General features: G+C 40.7%; 17 protein-coding genes. 6 read left to right on the top strand and 11 right to left on the bottom strand.

Translation table 11 applies throughout. The features are described 5' to 3' along the window. Window positions 1-65: 65 nt before the first annotated feature. From E4S40_RS10280 to E4S40_RS10270, 3 genes are read left to right on the top strand one after another with little or no spacing between them, the layout of a single operon-like run. Window positions 66-476, top strand: a complete 411-nt coding sequence (locus E4S40_RS10280; protein ID WP_135073699.1) for a sugar 3,4-ketoisomerase — start codon at window positions 66-68, stop codon at window positions 474-476. Further along, the gene (locus E4S40_RS10275; RefSeq protein WP_237563173.1) at window positions 463-1395 is read left to right on the top strand and encodes a hypothetical protein; all 933 of its coding nucleotides are present in this window, start codon (window positions 463-465) and stop codon (window positions 1393-1395) included. The genes E4S40_RS10280 and E4S40_RS10275 overlap by 14 nt, the downstream gene beginning before the upstream one ends. Window positions 1396-1397: 2 nt before the next feature. Next, on the top strand, window positions 1398-2351 hold the full coding sequence (locus tag E4S40_RS10270; protein WP_135073697.1) for a glycosyltransferase family A protein: 954 nt from the start codon (window positions 1398-1400) through the stop codon (window positions 2349-2351). Here the strand turns inward: E4S40_RS10270 and E4S40_RS10265 are convergent. Genes E4S40_RS10265 through E4S40_RS10245 form a run of 5 tightly spaced genes read right to left on the bottom strand, consistent with a single transcriptional unit; the run spans window position 2348 to window position 9418 of the window. Then, complete coding sequence (locus E4S40_RS10265; protein WP_135073695.1) at window positions 2348-3616, bottom strand: M16 family metallopeptidase; 1269 nt, start codon at window positions 3614-3616, stop codon at window positions 2348-2350. The two genes, E4S40_RS10270 and E4S40_RS10265, sit on opposite strands and share 4 nt — an antisense overlap. Window positions 3617-3619: 3 nt before the next feature. Continuing rightward, window positions 3620-4834 (bottom strand): type IX secretion system outer membrane channel protein PorV, encoded by a 1215-nt coding sequence (gene porV / locus E4S40_RS10260; RefSeq protein WP_135073693.1) that lies wholly within the window; start codon window positions 4832-4834, stop codon window positions 3620-3622. Next, window positions 4831-8073 (bottom strand): type IX secretion system sortase PorU, encoded by a 3243-nt coding sequence (gene porU / locus E4S40_RS10255; RefSeq protein ID WP_135073691.1) that lies wholly within the window; start codon window positions 8071-8073, stop codon window positions 4831-4833. Before porU ends, porV begins: the two co-directional genes overlap by 4 nt. Then, complete coding sequence (gene pssA, locus E4S40_RS10250; protein WP_135073689.1) at window positions 8070-8762, bottom strand: CDP-diacylglycerol--serine O-phosphatidyltransferase; 693 nt, start codon at window positions 8760-8762, stop codon at window positions 8070-8072. The genes porU and pssA overlap by 4 nt, the downstream gene beginning before the upstream one ends. A 2-nt stretch (window positions 8763-8764) precedes the next feature. Beyond that, window positions 8765-9418, bottom strand: coding sequence for an MBL fold metallo-hydrolase (locus E4S40_RS10245; protein ID WP_135073687.1), 654 nt, complete (start codon window positions 9416-9418; stop codon window positions 8765-8767). 53 nt (window positions 9419-9471) lie between these two features. Here E4S40_RS10245 and E4S40_RS10240 point away from each other — a divergent pair, with 53 nt between their 5' ends. The 3 genes from E4S40_RS10240 to E4S40_RS10230 are packed head-to-tail and all read left to right on the top strand — an operon-like array spanning window position 9472 to window position 14726. Beyond that, entirely contained in the window at window positions 9472-10518 is a 1047-nt protein-coding gene (locus E4S40_RS10240; RefSeq protein WP_135073685.1) for an NAD(P)/FAD-dependent oxidoreductase, read from the top strand. Between the two features lie 17 nt (window positions 10519-10535). Then, window positions 10536-13835 (top strand): biopolymer transporter Tol, encoded by a 3300-nt coding sequence (locus E4S40_RS10235; RefSeq protein ID WP_135073683.1) that lies wholly within the window; start codon window positions 10536-10538, stop codon window positions 13833-13835. A gap of 9 nt (window positions 13836-13844) precedes the next feature. Continuing rightward, complete coding sequence (locus tag E4S40_RS10230; RefSeq protein WP_135073681.1) at window positions 13845-14726, top strand: YicC/YloC family endoribonuclease; 882 nt, start codon at window positions 13845-13847, stop codon at window positions 14724-14726. Here the strand turns inward: E4S40_RS10230 and E4S40_RS10225 are convergent. From E4S40_RS10225 to sov, 6 genes are all read right to left on the bottom strand, one after another. Further along, window positions 14723-16291: an N-acyl-D-amino-acid deacylase family protein gene (locus E4S40_RS10225; protein ID WP_135073679.1), complete on the bottom strand. Its 1569-nt coding sequence runs from the start codon at window positions 16289-16291 to the stop codon at window positions 14723-14725. The genes E4S40_RS10230 and E4S40_RS10225 overlap by 4 nt on opposite strands. A 70-nt stretch (window positions 16292-16361) precedes the next feature. Next, window positions 16362-16766 (bottom strand): energy transducer TonB, encoded by a 405-nt coding sequence (locus E4S40_RS17300; RefSeq protein WP_317129224.1) that lies wholly within the window; start codon window positions 16764-16766, stop codon window positions 16362-16364. Window positions 16767-17189: 423 nt separating this feature from the next. After that, on the bottom strand, window positions 17190-17867 hold the full coding sequence (locus tag E4S40_RS10215; protein WP_135073675.1) for an energy transducer TonB: 678 nt from the start codon (window positions 17865-17867) through the stop codon (window positions 17190-17192). A gap of 91 nt (window positions 17868-17958) precedes the next feature. Next, the gene (locus E4S40_RS17325; protein WP_135073673.1) at window positions 17959-18255 is read right to left on the bottom strand and encodes a VanZ family protein; all 297 of its coding nucleotides are present in this window, start codon (window positions 18253-18255) and stop codon (window positions 17959-17961) included. A gap of 56 nt (window positions 18256-18311) precedes the next feature. Then, window positions 18312-18692: a glycine cleavage system protein GcvH gene (gcvH, locus tag E4S40_RS10205; RefSeq protein ID WP_135073671.1), complete on the bottom strand. Its 381-nt coding sequence runs from the start codon at window positions 18690-18692 to the stop codon at window positions 18312-18314. Between the two features lie 55 nt (window positions 18693-18747). Then, window positions 18748-25884, bottom strand: coding sequence for a T9SS outer membrane translocon Sov/SprA (sov, locus tag E4S40_RS10200; RefSeq protein WP_394345419.1), 7137 nt, complete (start codon window positions 25882-25884; stop codon window positions 18748-18750). Window positions 25885-25887 lie beyond the last annotated feature (3 nt).

Below are 25887 nucleotides of genomic sequence, written 5' to 3'. Positions count from 1 at the left end.
ATTTAACTTAAGTGTAATCTTTTTTCCTTTGTAATTATCTTAATTTTCGTTCGATTGCTTGAATTATGAAAAATCCAATGCCAGAGGAAAAACCAAAAATCATTCGATTCAAGGGAGATGTTGGAGAGACGGGAAATCTCTTTTTTTGGGAGAATAAAGAGCTCTTTCCGAATGGGATTCGAAGGTGTTTTTGGGTGCATAAGGTGCCGGAAGGATTTATTAGAGGGAAGCATGCCCATCGAAATGAAACCCAGATTTTGATTGCCATGTCTGGAGTTTTGGAAATAACTACACATCGACAAGATGGAGAAAGCCAAGTTTTTATTCTTAATGATCCTTCTGAAGGTCTGTTAATTCCGCCTTTTCATTGGGTGGAAACAAAGTTTTCTCCCGATGCTGTTTTGCTGGGCCTTTCAGACCAGGATTTTTCAGAAGAAGATTACATCAGAGACCCTGAAGAATTTGGAAACGTATAAAAAAGAACTATCCGAAAACTACAGCTTGGAAGTAAGTCAGGCTTCTTTGGAATCCAAGGACTATTTCTTGGCTCAGTATAGTGTCTCAATCAAAGGTGAAACCTTAGATTTCAGTTTTTTTAAAAAGGGAAGGAAAAAGGCTTGGATGACGGTTTTTATTTCTGAAGATACCAAGGAGGCTATTTCTCTTCCACATGCACCATTTGGCGGGATTTGGATTGACAGTAAACTTATCTCCGAGCAGATAGCTTATTTTTTGAATTTGGTCCTGGATGAATTGAAGCATAGGGACGTGAAGCAAATTGAAATCACGCAGGCACCAAAACCCTACGAGGAAAACCATGACTTGATTGATTATCTACTATTCAAATTGGGATTTCAGGCTCGAAAAATCTTGGCTCATCAGTTTTTTCTTGGGAAGAAAAAGATCAAAAAAATGATCCAGAATGAAGCGGATAAATTCCAGCGAAAAACCAAGGAAAATAAGATTCATGTCAATGTAAGCCCGATTCAAAACTTTGGGTTTTTAACTGCCATTCAGTCTTGGAATAAGGAGAGGGGCTACGATGTTTCATTGGATGAGTCGAAATTGATTAGCCAGGTTTCTGAATTTCCGGATCGGTATTTCTTAATTTCTTTGGAACAAGACGGGGTTGCCTTTGCTTACACTTTAGCCGTCCGACTTACTGAAAATTCACTCTACTATTTTCAGTCGGCCATCAATCCTGGAACTTCTGTCAAAAATGCGGGAGAAATTCTTTTGTTTAATCTTTTCAAATTGGCAGGAGAATTAGGTGTTGATTTGATCGATCTGGGCTCCTCTGATCATCCGGATTCACCCAATCATAGTTTAATGTTTTTTAAGTCGAGATTTTCAAACGATATTTCCAATAAGGTTACCTGGTTCAGGAAGCTTTAGCCATGGAAAAGCAAAAAAAGGTCACTGTAATTTGTATAGCTTTTAATCACGAGGATTGGATTGTCGAAGCCTTGGAAAGTGTTGCTATGCAAGATTATTATGCGAAGGAGCTGATAATCATTGATAATGGCAGTTCTGATCAGACGCCTACATTGATACGGGATTGGGTGAATAAGTTTACAGGGCTATTTTCAGTAAAGACTATTTTTTATGATGATCCCAAACCCTATTGTTCGGTTTTTAACGCAGCCTTTTTTGAGACAGAAGGAGATTATGTGGTGGATTTGTCGGGAGATGATGTGCTTTATCCAGATCATCTATCCCTTTCAATCAAACAATTGACAAAGGATCCAAAAGCTGCTTTCTGCTTCTCAGATGCCTATTTGCTTTCTTCTTCAGGGTCTATTCGGACTTTTTATAAGAGAAATACCTTTAGTGAATTGGTTGAAGAGGTGGAGGTAGGGAATTTATATGAAACCTTGCTACGCCGATCGGCTATTTGTTCGGCAACCATGGTATTCAATGCTAAAATTCTAAAAAAGGAAGGAGGGTATGATGAAAACCTATTCTACGAGGATTTTGATATTCAAATCCGTTTGACCAGAAAATATCCGGTGGTTTTTTCCGATCATGTTGGAATACTAAAGCGAGTACATCCTCGCTCCATGTCTGCTCATCAATATCAGCGATACATTTCCAGGATGCTTCCTAGCACAGTGAAGGTTTGTGAAAAAGCCTTGGATCTCAATCAAAGCGAGGGGGAAAACAATGCACTTCAGGAGCGCATATTATTTGAGTTGAAACATGCGATGTGGTCTGCAAATTTTTTGGCTGCAGAAAAACTGATTGCTCTCGCCGAGAAATTACACACTAAAAACCTTGAGCTTTCTCTTTATAAATGGTGGTTAAAGACTCGATTGGATATTTCTTGGCTTTACGTCCATCTTACTGGTTAACCCACACTTACTTCAAAAATCGCTTTGTCTTTGAAGTATTTTTCCCCGATTTCTAGAATATGTCCTTGGTTAAACTCTTTCAAAAAGTTGAGTTTTTGCTGATAAAAACCCAGGGTCATACCCGCATGATGAACTGCCCGAAATCGGTCCATCAGATCAAATGAATTACTGAATTGGGAAAGCATTTGTCCGAGCAAATAATTTCTCACCAATTCCAATTCATCTTGAGGAACAGGCTCTTCACAGAGCGTTTGGATTTCTTTTTTGATTTCAGACTTGACTGTCTGAAGGTATTTCTTCTCTACATCCGCAGAGATCACCCAATAATTCAAGTCTCCAATTTGAGCTAGGCTAGAATAAATGCCATAGGTATGTCCTTTGTCTTCCCGGATGTTTTTGATCAACCTTGAACCAAAATATCCTCCTAAAATGGAATTGAAGACTAAAAGTGGAATAAAATCCGAATGATTTTTTGGAATGGAAAAATCCCCCATTCGGATACTACTTTGTAGGGATTCAGCCCTTTCTTCATGGAGGAAATATTCACTGGAGGTTTCCGGTAACAGCACTTTTTCCAAAAGGGGGCGGACTGGAAATTTCTCCAGATGCTGAAGTAGCTTCGATAGTTCTGGCTCAGAAAAATTTCCTGAAATGAAAATTTCCAAATTTTGCCACAATTGGGTTTGGCTATGCTGAAGCAATCGTTCAGAGGTTATTTCCTCTAACATGGATTCTTCCACTACTACTCCATAGGGGTGTGTGTCACCAAATAAGGCTTTCCTGAAAAGTTGAGAGGCCCTAGAGGAGGTCTTTTCCCGCTCTAGCTGAATGGAAAGTTTTCGCTGAGATTTCTTTTTTATAAGAATTTCCTCTGGGAAAATAGCCTCATGAACCAATTCCAAGGCTACTGGAAGAATTTCGAAAATATGCTTTTTGGTACTGATTAGACTAAATCCCTCATTGCCGAAGGAAATGATTGGTTGCAATTCACTTGCATGAAAATCAAAGAAATGAGCGATTTCCGTTCCGCTTTTTTGGCTTGTTCCTTCTGGCAAAAGCTGAAGGGTAAAGGAAGGCACCAAAGACCGAGTTAAAGGAAGATTAGCTCGAGTACCATTTCCCAAAAATTCAATTTTAACAGCTTCTACAGCTGGGGTAGGGATGAAATACACCTTTGCCCCACTAGACAGCTCGAAGTGCTCAGGTTGAGTTAATGAGAAATCTTCCGGAATGATGTATTTCGGAGGCTGACTTCGGTCAAGCATCGATTAATTATTCGGGATGGTGTAAAGCAAGCTAAATCGTAAAGTTTCGGCTAGGGGATGGTTTTGGGTTTGAGGAACAAGATAGGAGAAATTAAAGCCAAGTCTGTTGAAGTTAAACCCAACTCCCATAGTAAAATATCTCCTTCCGCCTTTGGTAGGATTTTCAAAAAAGTAACCTGTTCTCAAGGCAAATTTTTGATTGTAAATGTATTCTGCTCCAAAGGATAAGGTTACTTCTTGAATTTCCTCTTTAAACCCATCAGGAGCGTCTGCAAGAGAACCAAACATTCCTGAAATCAATGGGCGATTTGGATCTTTTCCACGTTCAATGATCAAATTTCCATCCTCGTCAGTAGCCAAGGTTCCATCAGGATTAGTCGCGTAAACAGGAGGACTCGGAACCAACAACTTATTGAAATCAAGTGCGAAGGTTAGTGTATTCAATTCATTCAGTTCTACCGAATAAGCTGTCCCAATTCGTAGGTTTGTTGGAATATAATCCAAATCGTCGGCACTATTGTAGGTGATCTTTGGTCCAATGTTCGAAATATTTATTCCCCAGGACCAAGTTCCTTCTTTGGAACCTGACAAAATAGGTTTGCTGTAATATAAGCCCACGTCGGTGCCCACACTTACTCCCGGTCTCCCTTCACTTCCACCTACGGCAGAAATATTTCCTGAAAGATTAGAATGAATAAAACGGGCTGAAATTCCTAGTCCTAAGTTAGCTGAAAGCTTTCTCGAATAAGTTCCACCAATGGCAATGTCCCTAGGATTAAATTCCCCTAGTTCATTCCCCAATCCATCTGTCAATTGTATGTCTCCCATATTGAAATACCGGAGATCAAAACCAAAGGCGGAATTTTCATCGATTTTAAAGAAACCAGTCAAATAACTTAAGGACATGTCATTGACCAATTTTCCAAGCCAAGGGGAATAAGACAGGGAGAACCCCATTTGGTCTTCGATAAAGGCAAGCTTTCCACTATTCCAGTGAGCAGAATTTGCATCCGGACTAGTTGCCACCCCGACATCTCCCATTGCAGAATGGCGGGAATCTGGGGCAAAATTCAAAAAGGGAACGGCCGTAGTAATCACCCTTCTCTCAGGATCTTGTCCCGATATGACAACGGAATTTTGAGCAAGCAGCAAGGTGGAATTGATCAGGACCAATCCAAAAAGCAATACACCTTGTCTCCAAATGCCTTTTATCTTCATTCAATTATAAGTTTTCCGCTGATCGAATCGAAGGAATTATCCCTCTCCGACTGAAGCGTCAATTTGTAAATATAAGTTCCTTTTGCTGGAATTTTAGACTGACTTTGTAAAAAAATCCATGAAAAGGCCTCCAAATCAGGGTCAACTTTTACCCAACGTTCAGACTCTGAAAATAGTATATTTCCTGCCATATCATATACTTCCAAGCCTATAACCAAATTTTCTCCAGGTCTGTTATGTGATACTTTAAAGGTTGTTTTTTGATTAGCTGGATTTGGGAAAACCATGTGATCTAAGATTTTCATTTGGTTACTTCCCCTTACTTCTATCTGAACACTTACTGTAGAAATATTTCCCAATAAATCAGCTGCTTTGATTTCAAGGGTATTGATACCTTCCTGCAAACCTTTTAAGGTGTAATTTACCTTCCCCCTTTGATAAGATCCGTCTAAACTGATATATCGTTGATTGAGGACTTGTTCATCGCCACCATTTATTCGAATACTAAGGTCGTATTCTGGAATAAGCCCACTGACATCGATACCTGTCAGGTCAAAAAATTCAAAGCTGGCTTCCAACTGATTTTTAGGAAATATAAATGGAGTGATGGATTGGTTTTCAATAATCACTTTAATTTCCGGGCCTTCATCATCATCAGGTTTTGCTGTGTTTTCACCGCCAAGTAGTGCTTTTTGACCACCGGAGGCATCTTGAGAGAGAGTTGAATCAACGGCATAAAATCGAAGCCTTCCCTCATTCAAATCAGTAGAAAGCCCTTCTGGAAGCCTAAATTTTCCTTCGAAAATTCCATTTACCACCTTTCCACTTCCTCTAAAGAGCATGATGATTTCATCTGGAAATTCAACCGGGCTGCTTTCGTCTCCTAATGTTTTTATTTTGACTTCTTTATCCCGGAGTTCAATTTCAAAACTTCCATTAAAATCAGATATTCGATTTCCAGTTTGTGGATCTACAATTTCACCAACGTAAGTGATTTCCGTAAGAAAGGGAAGTGAAGATAGGTTTTTTCCAGAATCATCTTTCCATTCTGTGATTTTGACTTCAAAATCCGGATAGTCCAATTTCATGCTTGGATCTCCTAGAAGACTAAAATTTCTGTTTAGAGGACCATTGAGGCTTGCATTTTTAGTGTTTTTGTAAATGTTTCCTAGGTCTTGGGTTTTTCCATTCACTTTTTTGAAAACTTCCTGAATGAAAGCCTCATTCAACCTGAAGTTTACGCTGCTAAAAACAGGCCTGCCAGTTGTCAGGAGACCAATAGCTCCCTTTCCTTCTGCTATTAACAATTCCTCAGCCGCAGAGCGAATAAAGGGGCTATCGTGTCTTCCAAATTCACAGGTGGCAGTCACCCAAAGAGGTAAATTTTGGAAGTTTGGCCAGTTGGCAAGATCTTCAATACGAAAAACCTCTTCTGCTGTCAGGGTAGTTTCATTCCCGTGCCCAATAAAATTCAAGAATAGGGTTCCATCTTCCAAAGTTTGAAGAAGCTTTTCTTTTGCTTCAGGAGAACGTTGGGATTGATTATCTGAAGTCTGCTCAAAACGATCCAGGTAAAGTTTTTCCTGAAAATAGGAGTTTGCATTTTCTCCAAGAAAAGTACTGTGAGATTCTGCATCTCGAAGGTGAATATTGTTGTCTCCGTCATCTGCAAAGAGGGAAAAATTTCGTTTCCATCTCCCAAATGAGGAATTCGATTCGTAATCCATGATTTTTTTGATTACGAGTTCTGCTTCACGGCGGTTGATTACCGGGAGTCTACCTATTCCAATTGACAAAGTTTCATCTCCTTCTTGACTTTCTTCCCAATTTCCCTGACCTATCTCCAGTAATCCAAAAAAATCATCCGAACTGAAGGTGGTTAATGGATTGAGGCTATTTCTGCTGGAGTAGGTTGGAACGATAGAGGGACGGCCTCCTAATTTTCCTTTATAATCAAACGTTCCTTTTCCCAAGAAAAGGACATTTTTAAGCTTTTTTCCCTCATGAAAATGCCAAGCTAAGAAATTTCGGATAGCTACAATATCTCGATTTCCATACCCAAAATGATCATAGATATCCCGAGTCGAAACAGCCTGGACAAAAATCCCTTGGGCCATTTTGTGGGTGCTTAATTTTTCGGCTTCAGGGAAAAAAAGATCATCGGTAATAATTAAGAGTTCAGGCCAATTTCCATTTGACAAAAGAATGTTTTCAACGGATTCAATTTGTTGGATGGGCTGTATAGAGCCTTGTTCAAATATGATAATCTTCTGCCCCGATAATGAACTTTGTTCTTCAAAAGCTTTGGGATTAAAAAAATCACTGACTTCCCAAGCTTGACAAGTCGTGCAATTTGTGGAAAATGAACTTTTGTTTTCAGGAAAATAAAGCCCCGGGTCCAAATTGTCTGAATTGAATGGAACTCCTACTAAAAGTTGTTCGAAATAACCGTTTCCATTCGGATCGCTACTTTCAAATCCAAGTTCTATGGTGTTGACTGTGCTGGTGGAAGGTTCAAAAGTCGCTTCCAAAGATGCTTCCGATCCTTTTATTCCATAGGTGGAATTTGGAATGGGAGCGAGTTGGGCACTTGTAATCACATTTCCATTTTCTATTATGGAGATTTGGCTCGCTTGGAGCGATTGTGCCATGACTTTTCCTTGAATTTTCCAAGGAGCAGTACTTTCAGTGCCTTTTCGGATGGGAATGGATTGGATTGCGCCGGCACCGACAGGTTTGGAATACCAAACTCTGCCCGAATTCAGAATATTGGTTTCTTCCCCTTTTAAAGCAGTCCATTGGTATAAAAGTTGGTTTTGATTTGGGATATCCTCCTGACTAGAGAAAGGAAAAACTCGTTTAGGACTGTCCTTTTTTCCGATCAAGTAGTATAGTGTATCGGAATAGTAATGATGCAAATATTCAATGCCTTCATTTATTGGATTTATGACATGAGGTCCAGTCAGAAATACCAGAAGACCGGATTCCGTTTCCATGGAAGGAATTTCTCTCCATTCCAGTTGGCTGCTATCTAATTTCTGAGGAAGTCTTCCTGGATAGCCGAAGAAAGCCACTTCAGAAAAATCACTAAAACCTAATTCTGCTAATTGGTTTTTGGATAATTGATAGATGCCGTTCTCTAGAATTGGGAATTTGAAAAAGCGCTCTTGTGACCAAGCTTGGGGGCTTAGAAATATTAATAGAAGAAAGGAAAAACTTACTTTGAGAGTATTTCTCATGGAGAAAAAACGGAGTTTTCGATCACAGAAAGCACCAAGTAAAATAAAATCACAAGTGGTACTCCCGCCAAACCCATAGTCAAAAGCAAAATTGCTCCTGACCCGATGAGCATATATCTAAATACATTGTCTCGGGCAGAAAAGTTTTTGAATTTCAAGGCAATGAGAGGAAGCTCTGCTACGAGTAACAAAGAAAAAATCCAAGCAAGAACGATGAGAAACCAAGGATTAGCAAATAAAAAATCCAGCTGTGCCAATTGGGAAGAAAGAAAAGGGAGTGTGCTGAAAAACAAAGCATTTGCAGGAGTAGGCAAGCCGATGAAACGATCAGATTGTCTTTCGTCAATATTGAATTTGGCTAATCTAAGAGCTGAAAACAATGGAATGGTCAGCGCAAGATAGGCTAGCCATTCGGTGGAGGTTAAATTTTGGATCCAAGAAACCAAGATAAATCCTGGTAATACACCGAAGGAAACAAGGTCTGCCAAGGAATCGAGTTGTTTGCCTAATTCTCCTGTCACTTTAAGCAATCTTGCAGCAAAGCCATCAAAAAAATCAAGCAATGCAGCCAACAGGATGAAATAAGCTCCAGCTTGGTAATTTCCCTCGATTACCCAGATGCAACCGATTACGCCGGAAAGAAGATTTCCAAGCGTCAAAATATTTGGGATGTGTGATTTGATTTTCAAATTCAGAATGTGGCTTTTTTTCCTACGAAAGGGTTGTATTCTTTTTCAAATCCAATAGTGGTCGTCGGGCCATGACCTGGGTAAATAATCGTCTCTTCCGGCAAAGTAAAAAGTTCGGATTTAATTTTTTTCAATAGTAGATCGTGATTTCCTCCAGGTAGGTCCGTTCTGCCAATACTTCCTCGGAATAAAGTGTCTCCTCCAATACATTGCTTGCTCGGTTCATGGTAAAATACCACATGTCCTGGTGCATGACCCGGAACAAATAGAACCTTTAGCCTTTCATTTCCAATTTGAATGATTTGGTTTTCTGTCAAATATCCATCCGGCTCTGTGGCTTCATAGCGAGCAAAACCATAATTCGGGGCAAAAACTTTGGCCGAATTCAATACTGGGCTTTCCTGTTCGTGAATCCAAAGAGAAATACCAAATGTCCGCTTCACAAATGCATTTCCAAGGACATGATCGATGTGGCAATGCGTATTCAAGAGAAGCTCTGGCTTCAAGTTTTCTTCTCGAATGTAGTCCACTAATAATTGGTTTTCCGAAGACTCATAGTTTCCGGGGTCTATGATTGCTGCATGCCCTTCCGAGTCCGAAATGACATAGGTGTTTTCTTGGAAGGGATTGAATGTGAATGTTTGAATTCTCAGCATGATTTTCTCGATCTGCAAAAACAAAATAAGGAATAAAACCCGTTATTTGAGCTATGAAAATTGATTTTTTGCTAATCGGAGGAGGCTTAGCCGGGACAGCATTGGGGTACCGATTGATCCAATCTGGGAAAACAATTCGGATCTTGGATCTACCGGAAAAAAACCAATCCAGTAGGATTGCAGCAGGACTTTACAATCCTGTGACGGGAAGAAAAATGGTAAAGACTTGGTTAGCAGATCAATTGTTTCCAGAGATCGAACCCTTTTATCGGGAAATTGAAAAAAAGACAGGGGCAAGTTTCCTGCGCCCGGAGACGATTTATAGACCTTTTATAAGTATTGAAGAGCAAAATGAATGGATGGGTAACAGTTCGGATGAGGTTTTTATTCCTTATATCAAGGAATTGGTCACCGAATCTCAGTCCTCTCACCTCCAAGATCCTTATGGAGGAGTAATGCTGCGACAATCTGGATGGCTTGATATTCCTGCGTTTTTGGATGCTTTTAAGAAGAAGTTTTCTGATAATTTTTCTATTGAGAATTTTGAAGAGAGTATGCTTCAGTTTGAGAATGGAAATTGGCATTATGGAGATATTGAGACGCCTTCAGTGGTGTTTTGTAATGGGGTTCATGCTGCCCAAACCTCGTTTTTTGGATTTTTACCTTTTGCACCTGTAAAAGGGGAAATTCTGGAGTTAAAGCAAGAATTTTGCCCTGAATATATTGTGAATCGAGGGGTGTTCCGAGTTCATTTGGGGGATGGGATTCATCGTGTGGGCTCGACTTATACCTGGCATGATTTGGATATTGGTCCTACTGAGCGAGCTAAAAATGAGCTTTTGGAGCGACTTCAAGGTTTGGTTAATTTACCAGTTGAGGAAGTTGTTTCACATAAATTTGGAATTCGTCCAGCTACAAAAGACAGGAAACCGTTTTTGGGGAAACATCCTAGTCTTTCAGGCGTTTACATATTCAATGGTTTTGGAGCCAAAGGTGTCTCTTTGGTTCCTTATTTCAGTAATATGATGAACGCTTATTTATTGAATGAAGAGCCTGTAATGAAGGAGGTGGATATCGCCCGCTATTTTGATTATATTTAAAACTTCTAGTTTAAAGCATGCAAAAGAAGTCTTTCCATATTATTCTTCTCTTTCTTGGTTTCCTGTTTTTTGCAGATTCGGCTTTTGCTCAATTTGATCAGGAACGATTTGGGAAAAACCGCTTACAGCACAAACAGTTTGACTGGTATTTTTACAGCTCCAATAATTTTGAGGTTTATTATTACGACAGGGGAGGAGCGAATGCCAAGCTTGCCATCGAGTATTTAGAGTCCGAGTTTCAGCGTTTGACGCAAATGATCGGATATGTGGCCTACACCAAGCCCAAAATTTACATTTATAATTCTCCTGAAGAATTGCTTCAGAGCAATTTGAACCTTAATAAGGAGGAATATAATGAGGAAGGGCAAACCAATTTTAGCAGGCTAATCGCAGAGGTTTCTTACAAAGGAGAGGTTGATCTTTTTAAGCAGGACCTGATTTACGCGACTTCCAAAATCATCATTCAGGAAATGCTTTACGGTGCATCTGTAGCTGATGCCTTCCAGTCCAATTTGCTCAATAGCTTTCCGGAATGGTATGTGGAGGGAATTTCTCTTTACCTGGCTAAAGGCTGGAGTAGAGAAATGGATGATTATATCCGTCACTACTTGAAGGAAGATGAAACTCCAAAAATCCTCCGATTGAATTCTATTGAGGCTGCTTTGGTTGGCCAATCCATTTGGAACTATATAGCAGAGCGATATGGTCGCCGATATATTTCAAGTATTCTAAATCTTTCACGAATTAATCGAAATGAGGAAAATTCGGTAGCCAATACGGTCGGACTGAATTTTAATTCCTTCATTGAAGATTGGAGAAAGTACTATCTCACCATCAATCAGCAGGTTAATTCCAACTTCCGAGAAATCAATTCTTCTCAGGCAGTTGCGCAGACTTCACCTCGCGTGATTGGAACTATCATGGATATCAAATTCAGTCCCGATGGATTAAATTTGGCCTATGTGATCAATAATCAAGGGAAGTACAAGGTTCAGGTTCGTGAAGTTTCCTCTGGATTGGAGCGTACGCTTTTCCAAGGAGGATCCGTATATGAGGATCAAAATCCAAATTTCCGATCTCCAGTTATTGCTTGGAGAGATTCGGCGAATTTGGCAATTGCATCTTTTAAACGTGGAATAACGACGCTAAGACTGCGCTCAATCGATGGAACGAATCAGGATAAAATATTCCTCCGAAATATCAACCAAGTCCTAAGTCTCGACTTTAATAGTACAGGTCGAAATATGGTGCTTTCGGCAATTTCAAATGGAAAGACCGATATCTACACCTTAAATACCCGTGGGGCAGGGAGGAGATTGACAAACGATGAGTTTGACGATCTTACGCCGATGTTCCTCAATGATTCAACCATCATTTACACGACCAATTATTCGGAAGAATTGGATTCGCTCTCCGGTAAATTTGAAAATCTGAATCAGTTCAAAACGAGCTATAATATCTTCATGGCCGAGGTTCGGGATACCGTTCGCCTGACTAGGCTTACCAATAGTTACAGCAAAAATATTCGTCCTCGAAAAGTCAATAGCAATACCGTTGTCTATCTCAGTGACCTAAGCGGTATTAATAACTTGATGCGTTTGAATGTTGGAAATCAGGTGTCCAGCCAAATTACGGGTTATAGTAAAAGCTTGGAATCATTTGATATCAATAGTCGGATGAATAAGATTGCTTTTTCAGTAAGAGATGGAAAAGAAAGTTTTCTAGTTATTCAAAATTATTCCGGTGCAGATTTATTTACTCCAAGTACACCTCGAATTCAATTGGAGCAAGCGAAAAGTTTGAATGAGCGAATTGCGGCCAGGAGATTGATTGAGTCTGCCCCCAAAGAAACTCAACAAACAGTAGCTACAGCTCCAAAACCTCAAATTGAACAAGAGCCGATCAAAATTGATACTACTTCTCAAAAGACCACTACCTCAATCAATGTTGATCGCTTGAAGTTTCAAAATCGGGCTGGAATCAATACGGAAAATTACACCTTCGATTCCCTTCCTAATCCACAACTTAATCGTGAGCAAGGTCAGACTTCGGAAGAAAATGCAGGAAATATCTTGGAGGCATTCCGGAGACAATCTCTACAAAAGCGGGTATTTGGACCTCGAGGTATGGAGCCTCAGTTTTTCACCAATAACCTAAATACCCGTTTTATAGTCGATCCGCTAAGGGGCTTCGGTTTAAGCATGAGTGGAAAGATGACTGACTTGTTAGATAATCATTCCCTAACCGGAGGCATTTCTGTTGCGCTGGATTTCCGTTCAGGAGGGGATATTTTTGCTGAATATGAGTATTTGAAGAGTAGGTTGGACTTCCGGGCTAGGTTCGATCGAAGAACTATTCGTTATACAGAGGACGATATAACTTTCCAAAAGTATGTTTTGACCAAAGTCGAAGCGGGAGTTTCTTATCCATTCAATGTTAATTCCAGGTTTACAATCGCACCTTTCCTAGCTAAGACTCAATATTTCAATCTTAATCCAGATTCATTGATTTTGGCAGCAAATCCTGAGTCTAACCGATTTGATGTGAATTATGTGGGAGGAAAGGTTGAGTTTGTTTACGATCGCACCCAGCAGATTGGATTGTACTCCCAGATTGGATTGAAAGGTAAGGTCGGTTTTGTCCATTATCAGGGCTTAAATCACTCAGATAGGAGCTTCAGTAATTTCTATTTAGATGTGAGAAATTACCAACGAGTCCATAAAAACATCGTACTAGCTTCCAAACTTTATGTTGGTTCATTCTTTGGAAATAACCCTCAGACCTACTTGGTAGGAGGTATGGATAATTGGTTGTTTAATGAATTTTATCAACCACCATCAAATCGTCCGGAAGTTTCACCGGTTCGAAACCCAACCGGTGTTGAAAACTCCAATATTCTTTTTGCGGACTTTGTGGATTTGAGAGGGTATGATTACGATGAAATCCGTGGAAATAATGTGATTACCTTCTCTACAGAATTGAGGATTCCGCTTTTCTCCTATCTAACTCGAGGAAATATCACTTCTAATTTTATCAGGAATTTCCAACTAGTAGGATTCTATGATATTGGATCTGCCTGGGATGTGTCTGCACCTTGGGAGCGTGTCAATGACCAAAATACCGAAGTCATCAATACTGAAGGTTCACCTTTCCAGATTACAATCAATAACTTCAACAACCCTTGGTTGCAGAGTTATGGTGCCGGCCTTCGCACAGTATTACTCAATTATTACGTGAAATTTGATGTCGCAAGACCAATCCGAAATTATCAGACGGAAGATCTCAAGTTCTATGTAACTTTGGGCTATAATTTTTAATAGAGCATTATGATCAAATCGATGACCGGCTATGGAAGTGTCGGATGGGAAGACGAGTCACGAATTATCCATGTAGAAGTAAAAACTCTCAATTCCAAATTCTTGGATCTGTCCTTGAGAAATCCGAGGCAATTTTCGGAGAAGGAACATGAGATCCGGAATTTGGTCCAAGCAGTACTGGATAGAGGTAAAGTATCCCTTACTATCGATTTTGTTGCTAAAAAATCTTCTGAGATTCCTGTCACCATTAATGAGAAACTGTTTGATGCTTATTTTTCCAAGTTTCAAACTATGGCTTCGAAAGTTGGAGCTGATCAATCGGAGCTTTTCAAATTAGCCCTTCAAGCCCCATCTGTGGTGATCAATACAAATCCTGAAGAGACTGATGATTCTACCGATTGGGAACTTGTTAAAAAAGCAATTGAAGAGGCATTGGAGAAATGCGATCAGTTTCGGAAAGACGAAGGACAGTCATTGTTAGAAAAATTAGAGAGTAATATCCATATTATCTCTGATGCTTTAGAAAAAGTAAAAGCTTCAGAGTCTCAACGGAAAGATCGGATTAAAACCCGTATTCGAAATAATTTCAAAGAATGGGTTGCTGAAAATGATTTCGATCAAAATCGTTTTGAGCAGGAATTGATCTACTACTTTGAAAAGTTGGATATAACCGAAGAGTTAGTCCGATTGGAAACCCATCTTAAGTACTTTTTAAAGGTATTGAAAGAAGAAACCCAACAAGGGAAGAAGTTGGGTTTTATTAGTCAGGAAATCGGGCGTGAAATCAATACCATTGGGTCTAAAGCAAACGATGCAGCGATCCAAAAATTAGTGATTTTAATGAAAGATGAATTAGAAAAAATTAAAGAACAATCTATGAATGTTCTTTAAAGTCGATTTTTCCGAATGACTCTTCCAAAGCCTTTTTGCTGAAATTCACCTTCTTTCACCGCAAATTTTCCATTGATAATTACGTATTCGATTCCTTTTGGATATTGATGCGGATTAATGAAAGTTGCTTGATCTATAACCGTCTCGGGATTGAAAATAGTGATGTCAGCAAAAGCGCCTTGCTTAATGATTCCTCGATCAGTTAATCCAAGTCTTTTTGCTGATAGGCCGGTCATCTTATGGATAGCCATTGCCAGGTCCATGATTTTCTTTTCTCTTACATAATATCCCAAAACTCTTGGGAAGGTCCCATAAGCTCTTGGGTGTGGATGACCTTGTCCTGGCTTTGAAAGTCTTCCATCAGACCCAATCATTGTCATGGGATGTTGCATGATTCGCTCTACATCCGCCTCGTCCATAGCATGATAGATTGTTCCTGTGCCTCCATTCAACTGTGCTTGAATGACATATTCAGCTCCATTTTCTACAGTTGGTTCTTCTCCCTCTCGAACAATCCAATCGTACAGGGTTTTTCCCTCCAAACTTCGATCCCATTGTACAGTGGAAAATTGGATTCGCTTCAAATCGCTTCCGCCTCGGTCATTCAAAATGGCGAATATGATTCCTGATTTGATACTGTCTTTTAAAGCAGGATTATTTACTCGTTCTTGGAATTTTCCACCTTCTAGAGCCCAACTTGGGATTAAAACGCTTATTCCTGTGTGACTTGCTGTGTAGGGGTACTGATCCATCATGATGTCTAAACCTAGCTGACGTGCTGAATCAACGAGCGCTAAAGTCTTTTTACTAGCACCCCACATTTTCACCCCTATAGCTTTGTGATGGGTTAACACAACCGGTATTTGGGCATCGCGAGAAATTTGAATGGCTTCTTGAACAGCATCAATAAGGCCTAGCCCTTCTTCACGAAGATGTGAAGTATAAATCCCTCCTTTCGCCGCAGCAACATCGGACAGAGCTATGACTTCATCCAGTTTGGCGAATGTGCCGGGTAAATATTTTAAGCCGGTAGAAATACCAAAAGCACCCGCATCCATAGCTTTGCCCACTTCCTCCTTCATGGCCGCTAATTCCGCTTCTGTCGGCTCACGGTCAACATTTCCCAAAAATGCTCTTCGAATAGAATTATGACCGACCAAATAAGCCAAATTAGGACCGATTTCTATTTGTTCGAGCGTATCCAAATAGCTGTCTAAAGGTAAAGGGCTATTTCCATCAGGGCCACCCAGTGAGAGCGTTACACCTTGGCGCACCAATGATTCAGCCAATGGCATTTCGAGAATCGGCTCTAAATGGGTATGCATGTCAATGAATCCCGGTGCAACAGCCATTCCTGTTGCATCGATTATATCATTGCTTTCAAAGGAGCCAAGTTTTCCCAAAAAAGTAATTCTGTCTCCTGAAATCCCCACATCCATGACCTGACCTTCACTACCATCTCCAGTATATACAGTTCCGTTTTTGATAACCAAGTCAAATTTTGGACTTTGACAGGCAAACGTTACCAGAAATAAAATAAGGGTAAGTATTTTGTTCATTTTCATACTTACCCAAATTACAGTTTTTAAATCATCCTTCTATTCCATCGTAGTAAAATTCATTCGATTTTAAGTGCTATTGAAGTTTAAAGCGAATTGGAATCACCATTCTAGATCTAACAGGTCTTCCTCCCATTTTTCCAGGTGTCCACTCTGGAGAGTTTTCGATCACTTCTTTGGCTACCTCATCACACCCTCCACCTAGGGGTCTGACAACTTCGACATCTTGGACACTTCCATCCTTATTTACTACAAACCGGATTAAAACTACGCCTTCTATTCCCATTCTTTTGGCCTGGGAAGGGTATTTGAGGTTCTTTCTTAAATACTCATACCAAGCTTCCATCCCTCCTTTGAAGCTTGCTTGAACTTCTGTGAAGTCCATGATCTCCTCAGCTTTATCAATTATAGGAGGATCATCAGAAATGATAACTTCTGGAATTTCGGTTGTTTCCGTAGTATTGATATCAATTGAAATCAAAGTAGGATCGATTTGGATTTCATTGGGTTGAACTTGGATGATTGGAGGTATTTCAACCGGTGGAGGAGGAGGTGTTTGGAAGGTATTGGGGATGTCTGGAATGTCCCAAATTTCTGATTCCTTATTAATCTCTTTGATAGGAGAGTCTGAATAAGATTTCCATTCAAAGGCAACAAGACAAAGACCGATACTAATTACTAACCCTAGGTTAAATAGGGGAGAAGACCATTTTCTTAGATCTGCTTTTGGGTTTTTCTTGGTTCCATGTTTTATGAGGTTTAAATGAAACGATAGTAGAAAATACCCAATAAATAGCTGATAAATAGCTAATTAACCGACTTTAACTATGTTAAAAGTTTTAAAAACTAAGGCACAAAAAAAGCCCGAATTATTATTCGGGCTTAAATTTTATTATTGATTCGATTAGCTCAGCTTGAATCGGATTGGTAATCTCATTCGAGTACGTACTGGACGACCTCTTTGCTTACCAGGTTCCCACTTAGGAGCATCTTGTACTACTTTCACAGCTTCTTCGTCGCAACCTCCTCCGATTCCTCGAAGTACTTCTACGTCTTGGATAGAACCGTCAACGTTAATAACGAATACTACGATTACTGTACCTTCGATACCCATACGTCTTGCTTGAGTTGGGTATTTCAAGTTCTTTCTCAAGTATTCATTCCAACCTGACATTCCACCTGGTGGTTGAGGCTGAGTTTCTACCACGTCAAAGATTTCGTCTGCTTTTTCTTCTACCGGAGCTTCCGCAATAACAACTTCTTCGATCACAGTTTCTTCTTCAACGTTTACGTCAAAGTTTACTTCGATCTTTTCTTCGATTTCTACTTCATCAGGAATCTCTTGAATGATCGGCTGCTCAACTGGTGGTGGTGGCGGTGGTGGTGGTTGTTCGGTGATTGGAATATCCAGTAGCTCTTCAAAATTATCATCAGCCATTCCTAGATCCTTAAGAGATCCATCGTCGAATGACTTCCATTCAAAGGCCACTAGGACAGCACCTACAGCAACTGCCAAGCCCAAATTCAGGAACATTCCTGAAGTTCTGGTAAGGTCAGCGCTTGGGGTCTTTTTTGCTTCCATAGCGTGTTTGGTTTATGATAGGTTAATTTTTATTCTATTTATCTAACAAGTCTAAGGATTTCCCAAGATTATTGCAAATGATTTAACATCGTCAAATCTTAAAATATCCAAAGAGCCCTAGCCAAATACCCAATTGGTTGAATACCAAGTCCCACCAATCAAAGGATCGATTTGGAATCCATAGTTGTCCAATCTCAAAAGCGACAGAAGGAATTATGGCTAAAGGTATGAAAATGAGCCAGTTGATTGACTTTTTTCCTTTCTTCAAATGGTTGCTTGAAACACCTGCCCAAATAAATGAAAGGACGAGAAAGCAAATCGTGTGGATGACTTTATCTTGAAAATCAAATGCGTTAATTTCTGGTAAGCGGTCGCCGGGTGTCAGCATCGCAAAACCTAAAATTATTAACCAGGTGATCCCAAGAAAAACCCGCAACTGACTGATTAATTTTTCCCTACTAGTTCAGCGTAGCTTTCTGAAGACAATAAATCAGCTGGAAGGTCTCCATCAATTTTGATTTTGATCATCCAACCGTCTTCATAAGGAGATTCATTTACAAGTTCTGGAGAACTTTCCAATTCCTCGTTGAATTCCAAAATTTCTCCTGAAATCGGCATGAAAAGATCAGATACTGTTTTCACAGCTTCTACCGTTCCAAAGACTTCTCCTGCTTCAATTGTTTCGCCTACTGTCTCTACTTCGACATAAACGATATCACCCAATTCGCCCTGTGCAAATTCGGTAATTCCCACTGTGGCAATATCTCCTTCGATACGAACCCACTCATGGTCTTTGGTGTACTTTAATTCTTCTGGGAAATTCATGTTTTATGATTGATTAAGGTCTCCAAAAATAAGACGATTCCTAATTGGAAAAAATCTATTGTGATAAATTAAATCGAAGTTGTCCACCAAAGGAGGTAGAAGCTCGCTTAAAGGCGGTAGATACCCGAGGGTCGTTGATCGTTCGGTCAAAATAAATCGTCAAATTCAGGTTTTGATTGATGACATATCCGATCGTTGGACGAATCTGAATATTCAGGTTTCCATTGGTTACCGTACTTCCCTCTTCGATTTTTCGCTGTACCTGCTGGGTATCCACGATTTTCATATCCAACCGTAATTGTAGATCATTTTTGAGAATGGTTTCTCTGCCTTGGAACTTGAATGGGACTTTAACGCCAGCCTTGGTATAGGCAAGGTTAAACCCAAAATCATTGCTTCGCTGTTCGGTTACTTGAGCATTGGAGAAGTTGAGTCCAAGATTTCGCTCTTTGTTGTAATTGATCGCGACATTGAGTCTGCCTTTGGTCATTAAGTCAATTCCAATCAAAGGCGAAAATCTTTCTGACAGCACTACTTGATTCAAAACATAGATTGGAATGAATAAGCCCTCGTCGTTGATTTCTGTTGGGAATCGACGATTTTGTAAGGTGTTATAGAGTTCTAATCCTTGCTGATATTGTAAGGAATTGGAGAAATTACTCGCATCATAAGTGGATACATAAGAATGGGTGATATTGATGCTGGTAAATACATCACTTAGACCCTTGATTCGGGAAAGGCCGGAATAATCAATTCTCCAATTTGGAAGTGGTGTTTTAGGGAAAGGATTCAAATTCACTTCTGCCGCATCTTGTCCGCGATAAGCCGCCAAAAATGCCGGCACCAATACATCTTGCCCATTGATCGCATATTCTCCATTAGCCGTGTTCAATGCATCAAGCCTTCCTTTGATAATTGCTCTGTTGTTTTCAAAGTCTTGAAACAATGGAGAATTATTTTGAGAATCATCTCTTGAAAAGCTAGTACCCAAAAGTATGGTCGTTACGGAGTAAGCTGTATTGTTTCGTAAGGGACTTATCGATAGGTATTCACCTGGATTATCTGCCGAATTCCTAAAAATTTCCTGATACCTTCCAACTTCTCGCTTTTCGGCATTGAGGGTAATTCTGAAATCACGTATAGGTTCTACCAAGGCTCCCAAACGGAGGTTCATAGCACGATTTTGCTGGAAAGGTTGGGTCAGTTCTGCACTTGGAGCCATTAAGCCTCTTGCCGCCAATTCATTTCTTATTTGTGGGTCTTGGCTACCGAAGATAAATGCTAATCCAGGATTGGTGAAAGCTCTATCCATACCCAAGAGCCCCGTATTTGGTAAATAACCTGGCAAGAATGTTCCTTCCGTTATGCCGTAATTGAAGGTTATTTCTTTTACGGACATTAAGAATTTAAGCACCTTATTGCTGAAAGGGGTGCCAATTGTATCCTCTGCAGTTGGAGCATTTCTTCCTGGAATGCTCGGTCTTCGAGGAGCATTCAATGCTTCAAGTTTTTTATTCTTATTATAAAGTCTAATTAGATCAAATTTCCCGGTTAGAGTCTGCTCGCGGGTGTTTTGAATGACGTTACCCAAAGTGTCTCGTTGCCCGATCGCTCCGGTCATCCAAGTGTAGGTTGTGTTATAACGGTAATCTGCACGGATCCAGTTGACTAATGGAACCTTGTCAAATGGAATGGTGTAATTCAGATTAACATTGTGATTATAATTTGTCCTTCTTCCAAAATTCCAAAAATTGGCACGGACTGAGTCAATTTTTTCCTGTGTGTCTAGATCTCCCTCAGGTTCATCCACCACTGCCATTACGGAAGCACTGTAATCGACTCGAAGGTTTTTAGAAAGATCCCAATTCAGGGTGTAGAACCGATTCATAAAGAAAGATTTCTGAAACAGCGGATCAACTCCAGAAGTGGAAAGCTGATCATTTCTGTATTGAGATCGGAGGAATTTTCTGTCTACATCTACCCTGGCCAATAATTGGGTTGGGGCAAAATTCAGGTTGAAGTCTTTTATTAATTTCAGATACGGAGAAGATAATCCCTCTGAATTTTTGAAAGGCTCAAACGTCAAAGGCTTTGGAGCAAAGCTGTAGGTAATATTTCCCCGGTTGGTTTTGAATTCATAGCGCTGTATTTGAGCGTTTGTTTGTGTAACTGTCCCTACAGCATAGGAGAAGGAGAAATTGCTGATGTCATAGAATCTATCAGGAGCTTCTGGGTTTGTTTTGAGCTTTCGGACATTGTTCAAACTGATATTTTTTCGATTCAGTTGATCTTGCGCAATGGACCTATATTCATCTCGCTCCTGATCAGTTTCAAACTTTTGCAAAGCCACTTCAAATGGCACATCCGGGTTGAGCGGGTCAAATTCCGGTCTAGTGCTGGAATTTTCCACACTCATGTAGACTGGGATGCTTACTCCCAATTCCTCAGGAAGTAATTTGTCTACCTTGAAGTTTGTGGAAACATCATATTGAGTAGTTGCTTCTCTGGATCGTTGGGATAATCTAGTCTCCAAGCCTCCAAAACCGATGGAACTATGTCTCACTGAGGCAGACACCACCGCCAGGTCTGCGATTTTAGCATTGACAAAGGCATTGGCTGCCCAACCATTCGATTCATTTTGTCCCGTTACTCGAAGTTCATTCGCCCAAAGACAAATACTTCTGCTTCCTCCTGCCCCAGTTCCCGGATTTCTCACCCCGATCATTGCTCCCTGGGTTTGATTGAGTTCTGGTCTACCTACGATTGTTACCTTGTATTGCCGGATGGATTTGGAGTAGGGGAGGTTAAGAGGAAGTCCCTGATTATCCCGATCTGTTTTTACTGAAACTATCTCCTGGATGGCAATGTCAATTTCATTTTCCAAGGGCCAAATCTGTCTTGGATCACGAGTGCCTTTTGGAGTGATGATAAGCGGAACTTCAATTTCATAATAGTTGTCTGTGTAGTCAGTTCCCAATCGTAAAAATGCGGTAATCTCACCATCCAAAGCATCTTCACTGTCGGCATGGAAGAACATTTTGATTCGCTCAAACTGCACCAAATCCAAGGTTAGGTTTTTGAAAACAGCTCTTGCATCCCTAGCAGCAAGGTCTTCCACACAGATCCGAAGGGATTGTTCATTCAATCGTCGCTCTACGGTGGAGGTATTGTCTCGATCCCGATTTATACCAGGAGGAAGTACATAAGGGCTTTGAGTATCGCTTCCCTGGGAGTTTTCTTCTATCCCTACCACGTCCACGGTTACATTTGAATTGTCTGGTTCAGGAATTTCGAAAAATCCCCGCTCAAAAAGTGATTCCTGGAATACCCGCCACTGACTTCCAATCATTCGGAAGTTAGCCATTCGCAAAACGACCGGTTGTTCAAAATCTGTCAAATAAGTTCTAATCCATCGAATAGATTTGAATCCTGTAATATTTCCCTGAATTCTGTCAGGCTGGCGTACAGGAATTCGGAATAGGTACCAGTTCACAGCTTCTCCTCCAACGTTTGCCGTGACCTTATCCACGATATAGTTTTGACCCACGATCAAATTGTTCGGGCGAAGATCAATTTCGTATTCGTAGTAATTCTCTAGCTCGTTGATGGTATTATCAGTGTTGAGGTCCTCATTGTCCGGATTGTTTGTTCCAGAAGGAGTGAAGGAAAGATTTTGATTAGGTTCAACGGGTGAGTTACCTTCCTGACCATTGAATTTCTTGTATCGCTCCAGGATTTTAGCGTTCTGCTCGTCAAATGACTCATCTAAGTAGTATTGGAATGCATCCGCTGATACGTCCTGAAGGATATTATTTAGCGCTTGTTGGTTGACATTGATTCGGTCAAGGAATCGGCTTCTAAAGAAATCGGCTTCATCTTCATTTCTCAAACCATCCAAACCAACATCCTGATTTTCTCTTGCTTCAGCTGAATTGTCAAAAGCAGGAATAAGGAATTGTTCCCGGGTAATTCTTCCCCATTCATTTTGACGGGTTTCGGTAGGGTCCCCATCGGCTGGAAGTCCATTTTCGAAGGCATGGCTACCATCTTTCATAACATCCTCCGAGATATCACCGAGATTGAAATAAAGCTTACCTCCGGTCGTATTGTTTTGGTTGAAAACACCATCTAAGACTCGACCATTTTCTCCTCCGATAAATGGATCAAGCAACCAGAATTCCAAATACTCAATATTGGTTCTATCGAAATCCACTTCTGTGGTGATAGCTCTTGTTACTCCTCCATAATTTTGTCTCGGGTTTGGGAGAAGGCCATCTTGGCGAAGGTTTGGATTGTAATTGTACATCCCCCGTTCGGATGGGAAGTAGGCCAATTCAAACAAAGGCTCAGGAGTGATAATCACATCACGGTCCTGTTGAGGGAAAATCTCTTGCGGTACGACTCTCCGCACGTAGTGGTTTTGTCTGTCCTCTCTGGAGATGTTTGATGGTACTCCAGGCCCGCTTTCCCGGTAAAAAATATTATCAATATTATACCAAGCAACCCGAGCTCTTCGGTAGGTTGCTCCTAGATTGTCTTCCGTTTGTGAACTTAAATCAAATTTATTGTCAGGTGTCTGGGGAGTAGAGGCAAGTTTCCAGTTTTGATTGGCAGCCCCTCCCAAATTGAATGGAGTGATCGCAGCCTCAAAATCGTCGATGTAGGATGCTCCATCTCCATCAACTCTATTGGAGGTTCCGGGGATCAAATGCGCAAATTCACCACTGATTTGTACTTGAGAAACTTCTTTGGTATTGGTGAAAGGTAGGGCGTCCGCCAACTTAGTTAGGAATCTGGATTCATCTGAGAAATTCGCGTCCAATCCCCAAATACTATTTCTGACAGTTTCACTTCCGGTGGCTATTCGGGTGACATTAGGCCGTTCATTCAAGTATAAAAATGTACCGCCCAAATTGAATTTATCACTGAATAAATAATCCAGTCTGGTTCCTAAAAGGCTTCGAGTCTGAAAGGAAACCAAGTCTGCTTTTTCAAAGCTTACATTGATCTGCTTTCCGGATTGAAGAATGGCGTCATTGATAATGACCAGTCTACCCACATTGTAATCAATGGTGAAGTCTACCCCTTCTGTCAATGGGATATTTCCAGCTGTTACAACTACCGAACCGGGAGCGATATTTAGTCCAGGAAGTTGGATTTCACTCGCCGAACCTGCAGTTAGCCGTCCCTTTATAAAATACTTGTTGAGTCGAGTGACCAATTCTGCATCTGCCTGAGTTGTTCGGTAAAGGGTGTCGTAGACATATTTGTCCTTCAATACCCCTTCAGTATCGAGAAAACGCTTTTCCAAATTAGATCCAAAGGGCTCCAATACCGGGAAAATCAATAAGCCCCTATTAGAAATCATCGTCAATCCTTCCACATAATCAAAGTTTCCGTCGGGAGCAGGGTCATTTTGTGGGTTGAGGTTATCTAACCCCGTCAATCGAATCAAAGGAACATCCTTGACTTCCTGACCTTCCAAAAGTGAAGGGTTGTCCAAACCAGTTCGGTCATCTCGATAGATTACCTGCAGTTGGAATCCTTCCCGTAGGATTTGACTTGCGTTAAGGCTGTAGACGTTTTTCATCATCAAGTTCCAGGTCGGAACTTGTGGATTGATCCGTGCAGGGCGCAATAATTTTAGGAAAATCAACTCATCCTCAGCTCTACTTTGATAATCTTCGGTTAATTCCCCGACCTTATAAACTTGCCCATTGTAGGTGTATTCATAGGCTACGGCTAATACCTCATCATTTTGTAGCCTTCTGAAAAGAGAAACATATCCCAGTTGGGGATTGATGAAATATTCTGTCTGATCCAGTTTTCTTGCTCCATTAATCTGCTCAAAGTCAACTCCCTTTCGAAGCCCCAATGCACCTTCCATTGCACGAGAACCTGTATCAAAAGGACGGAAAGTTGGATTGCTGGAAATATTGCTATACAATTGATTGGCAGTATTTCCAGTTGGAGCAGTAGGATCTGCTGGGCCAATACTTGGATTGCTAGGGTTTAGAAGAACTCGACCTTCCCCCAAATCCATGAATGCTGCAAAATTTCGAAGCGTCTCTGTGTTGGCAGCCCGGTTCATGACATAAATCTCGATTCGAGTCACATTGACTCCGGAAAGCACCTGAGGAAGTCCTCTCAGCCAACGCTCATAATTGTCTCTGAAAAAATGGGACAAGAAGAAGTGTCGGTTTTCGTCGTAATTAGAAGCTTGGATTTCAAATGTTCTACCTTGCCCATTTGCATCAATTTGCAAGTTATCTCGTCTGCCTCTTTGGGTGGAGGCGACAGCTGTGACATTCAATTTACCAAACTGCATTTGGGTTTTTACCCCAAAAAGATTTTGTGCCCCTTGAATCAGTCGGTTTTGGACTGGCATGGACACATTTCCCAACTCGATTGATTGGATTATGTCTTCTTCAAATCCATCAAATTCTAGCTTGAGTTGGTTTTGAAAATCAAAGGAATTGTTCGAATCAAAGTTGGCAGCAATTTTCATCTTTTCGCCCAAAGATCCATTGACAGCCATTTGGATTTGCTGATTGAAATTGAAACCACCATTTCGTTGCTGACGAATCGGAAGGGTAGGATTATCCACCCGTCTGAAAATTGCGCCTAGATCAAGATTAACATATCCGGTAGGCTGAATATTGATATCCGAACCTCCGAAAATCCGGTCAAAATTTGGACTTACCGTCAAAGGGGGAACTAGCCCTCTGCCTTCTACAGCACTTTCTCCATCACCACCGCGGGCTCGGTTTCGCCAATATTCCTGCCGTACTTTGTATTCCTGAATCTGGGAAAATTCTTCAAAATCATATTCTTGACCCGTCCCTACTTGCGTGCTGTCCATTTGATTGAACACATTGTATCGGAGTTGGGAGGTGGAGTCTACCTGAACTCTGACGGACTGGTCAAATAGTGAGTTCGGAAAGAAAGGAGAGTAGCTGTTTAGAAAAGGGTTCCCAATAGGGAATAGTGGATTCGTTCGCTGATTTTGCCACAGCAAAAAAGAAGGTGCTAACCTTCGATTGTTCAGGGAATCGATTTTAGTCTGGGTAGTATCAGTACGAGTTTGTTGGGCAGTTACATTTCCTAAACCAACAAACAATCCAAACAGGATGAAGCAAACTGTACCCAGAGCTTTTCCCCTGCAAAAAGTCAGTATCGTACGAAAGTTCAATCC

It is taken from the genome of Algoriphagus kandeliae (assembly GCF_004571135.1).
GTDB lineage: Bacteria > Bacteroidota > Bacteroidia > Cytophagales > Cyclobacteriaceae > Algoriphagus > Algoriphagus kandeliae.
This window is presented reverse-complemented; position numbering and strand designations above follow the sequence as displayed.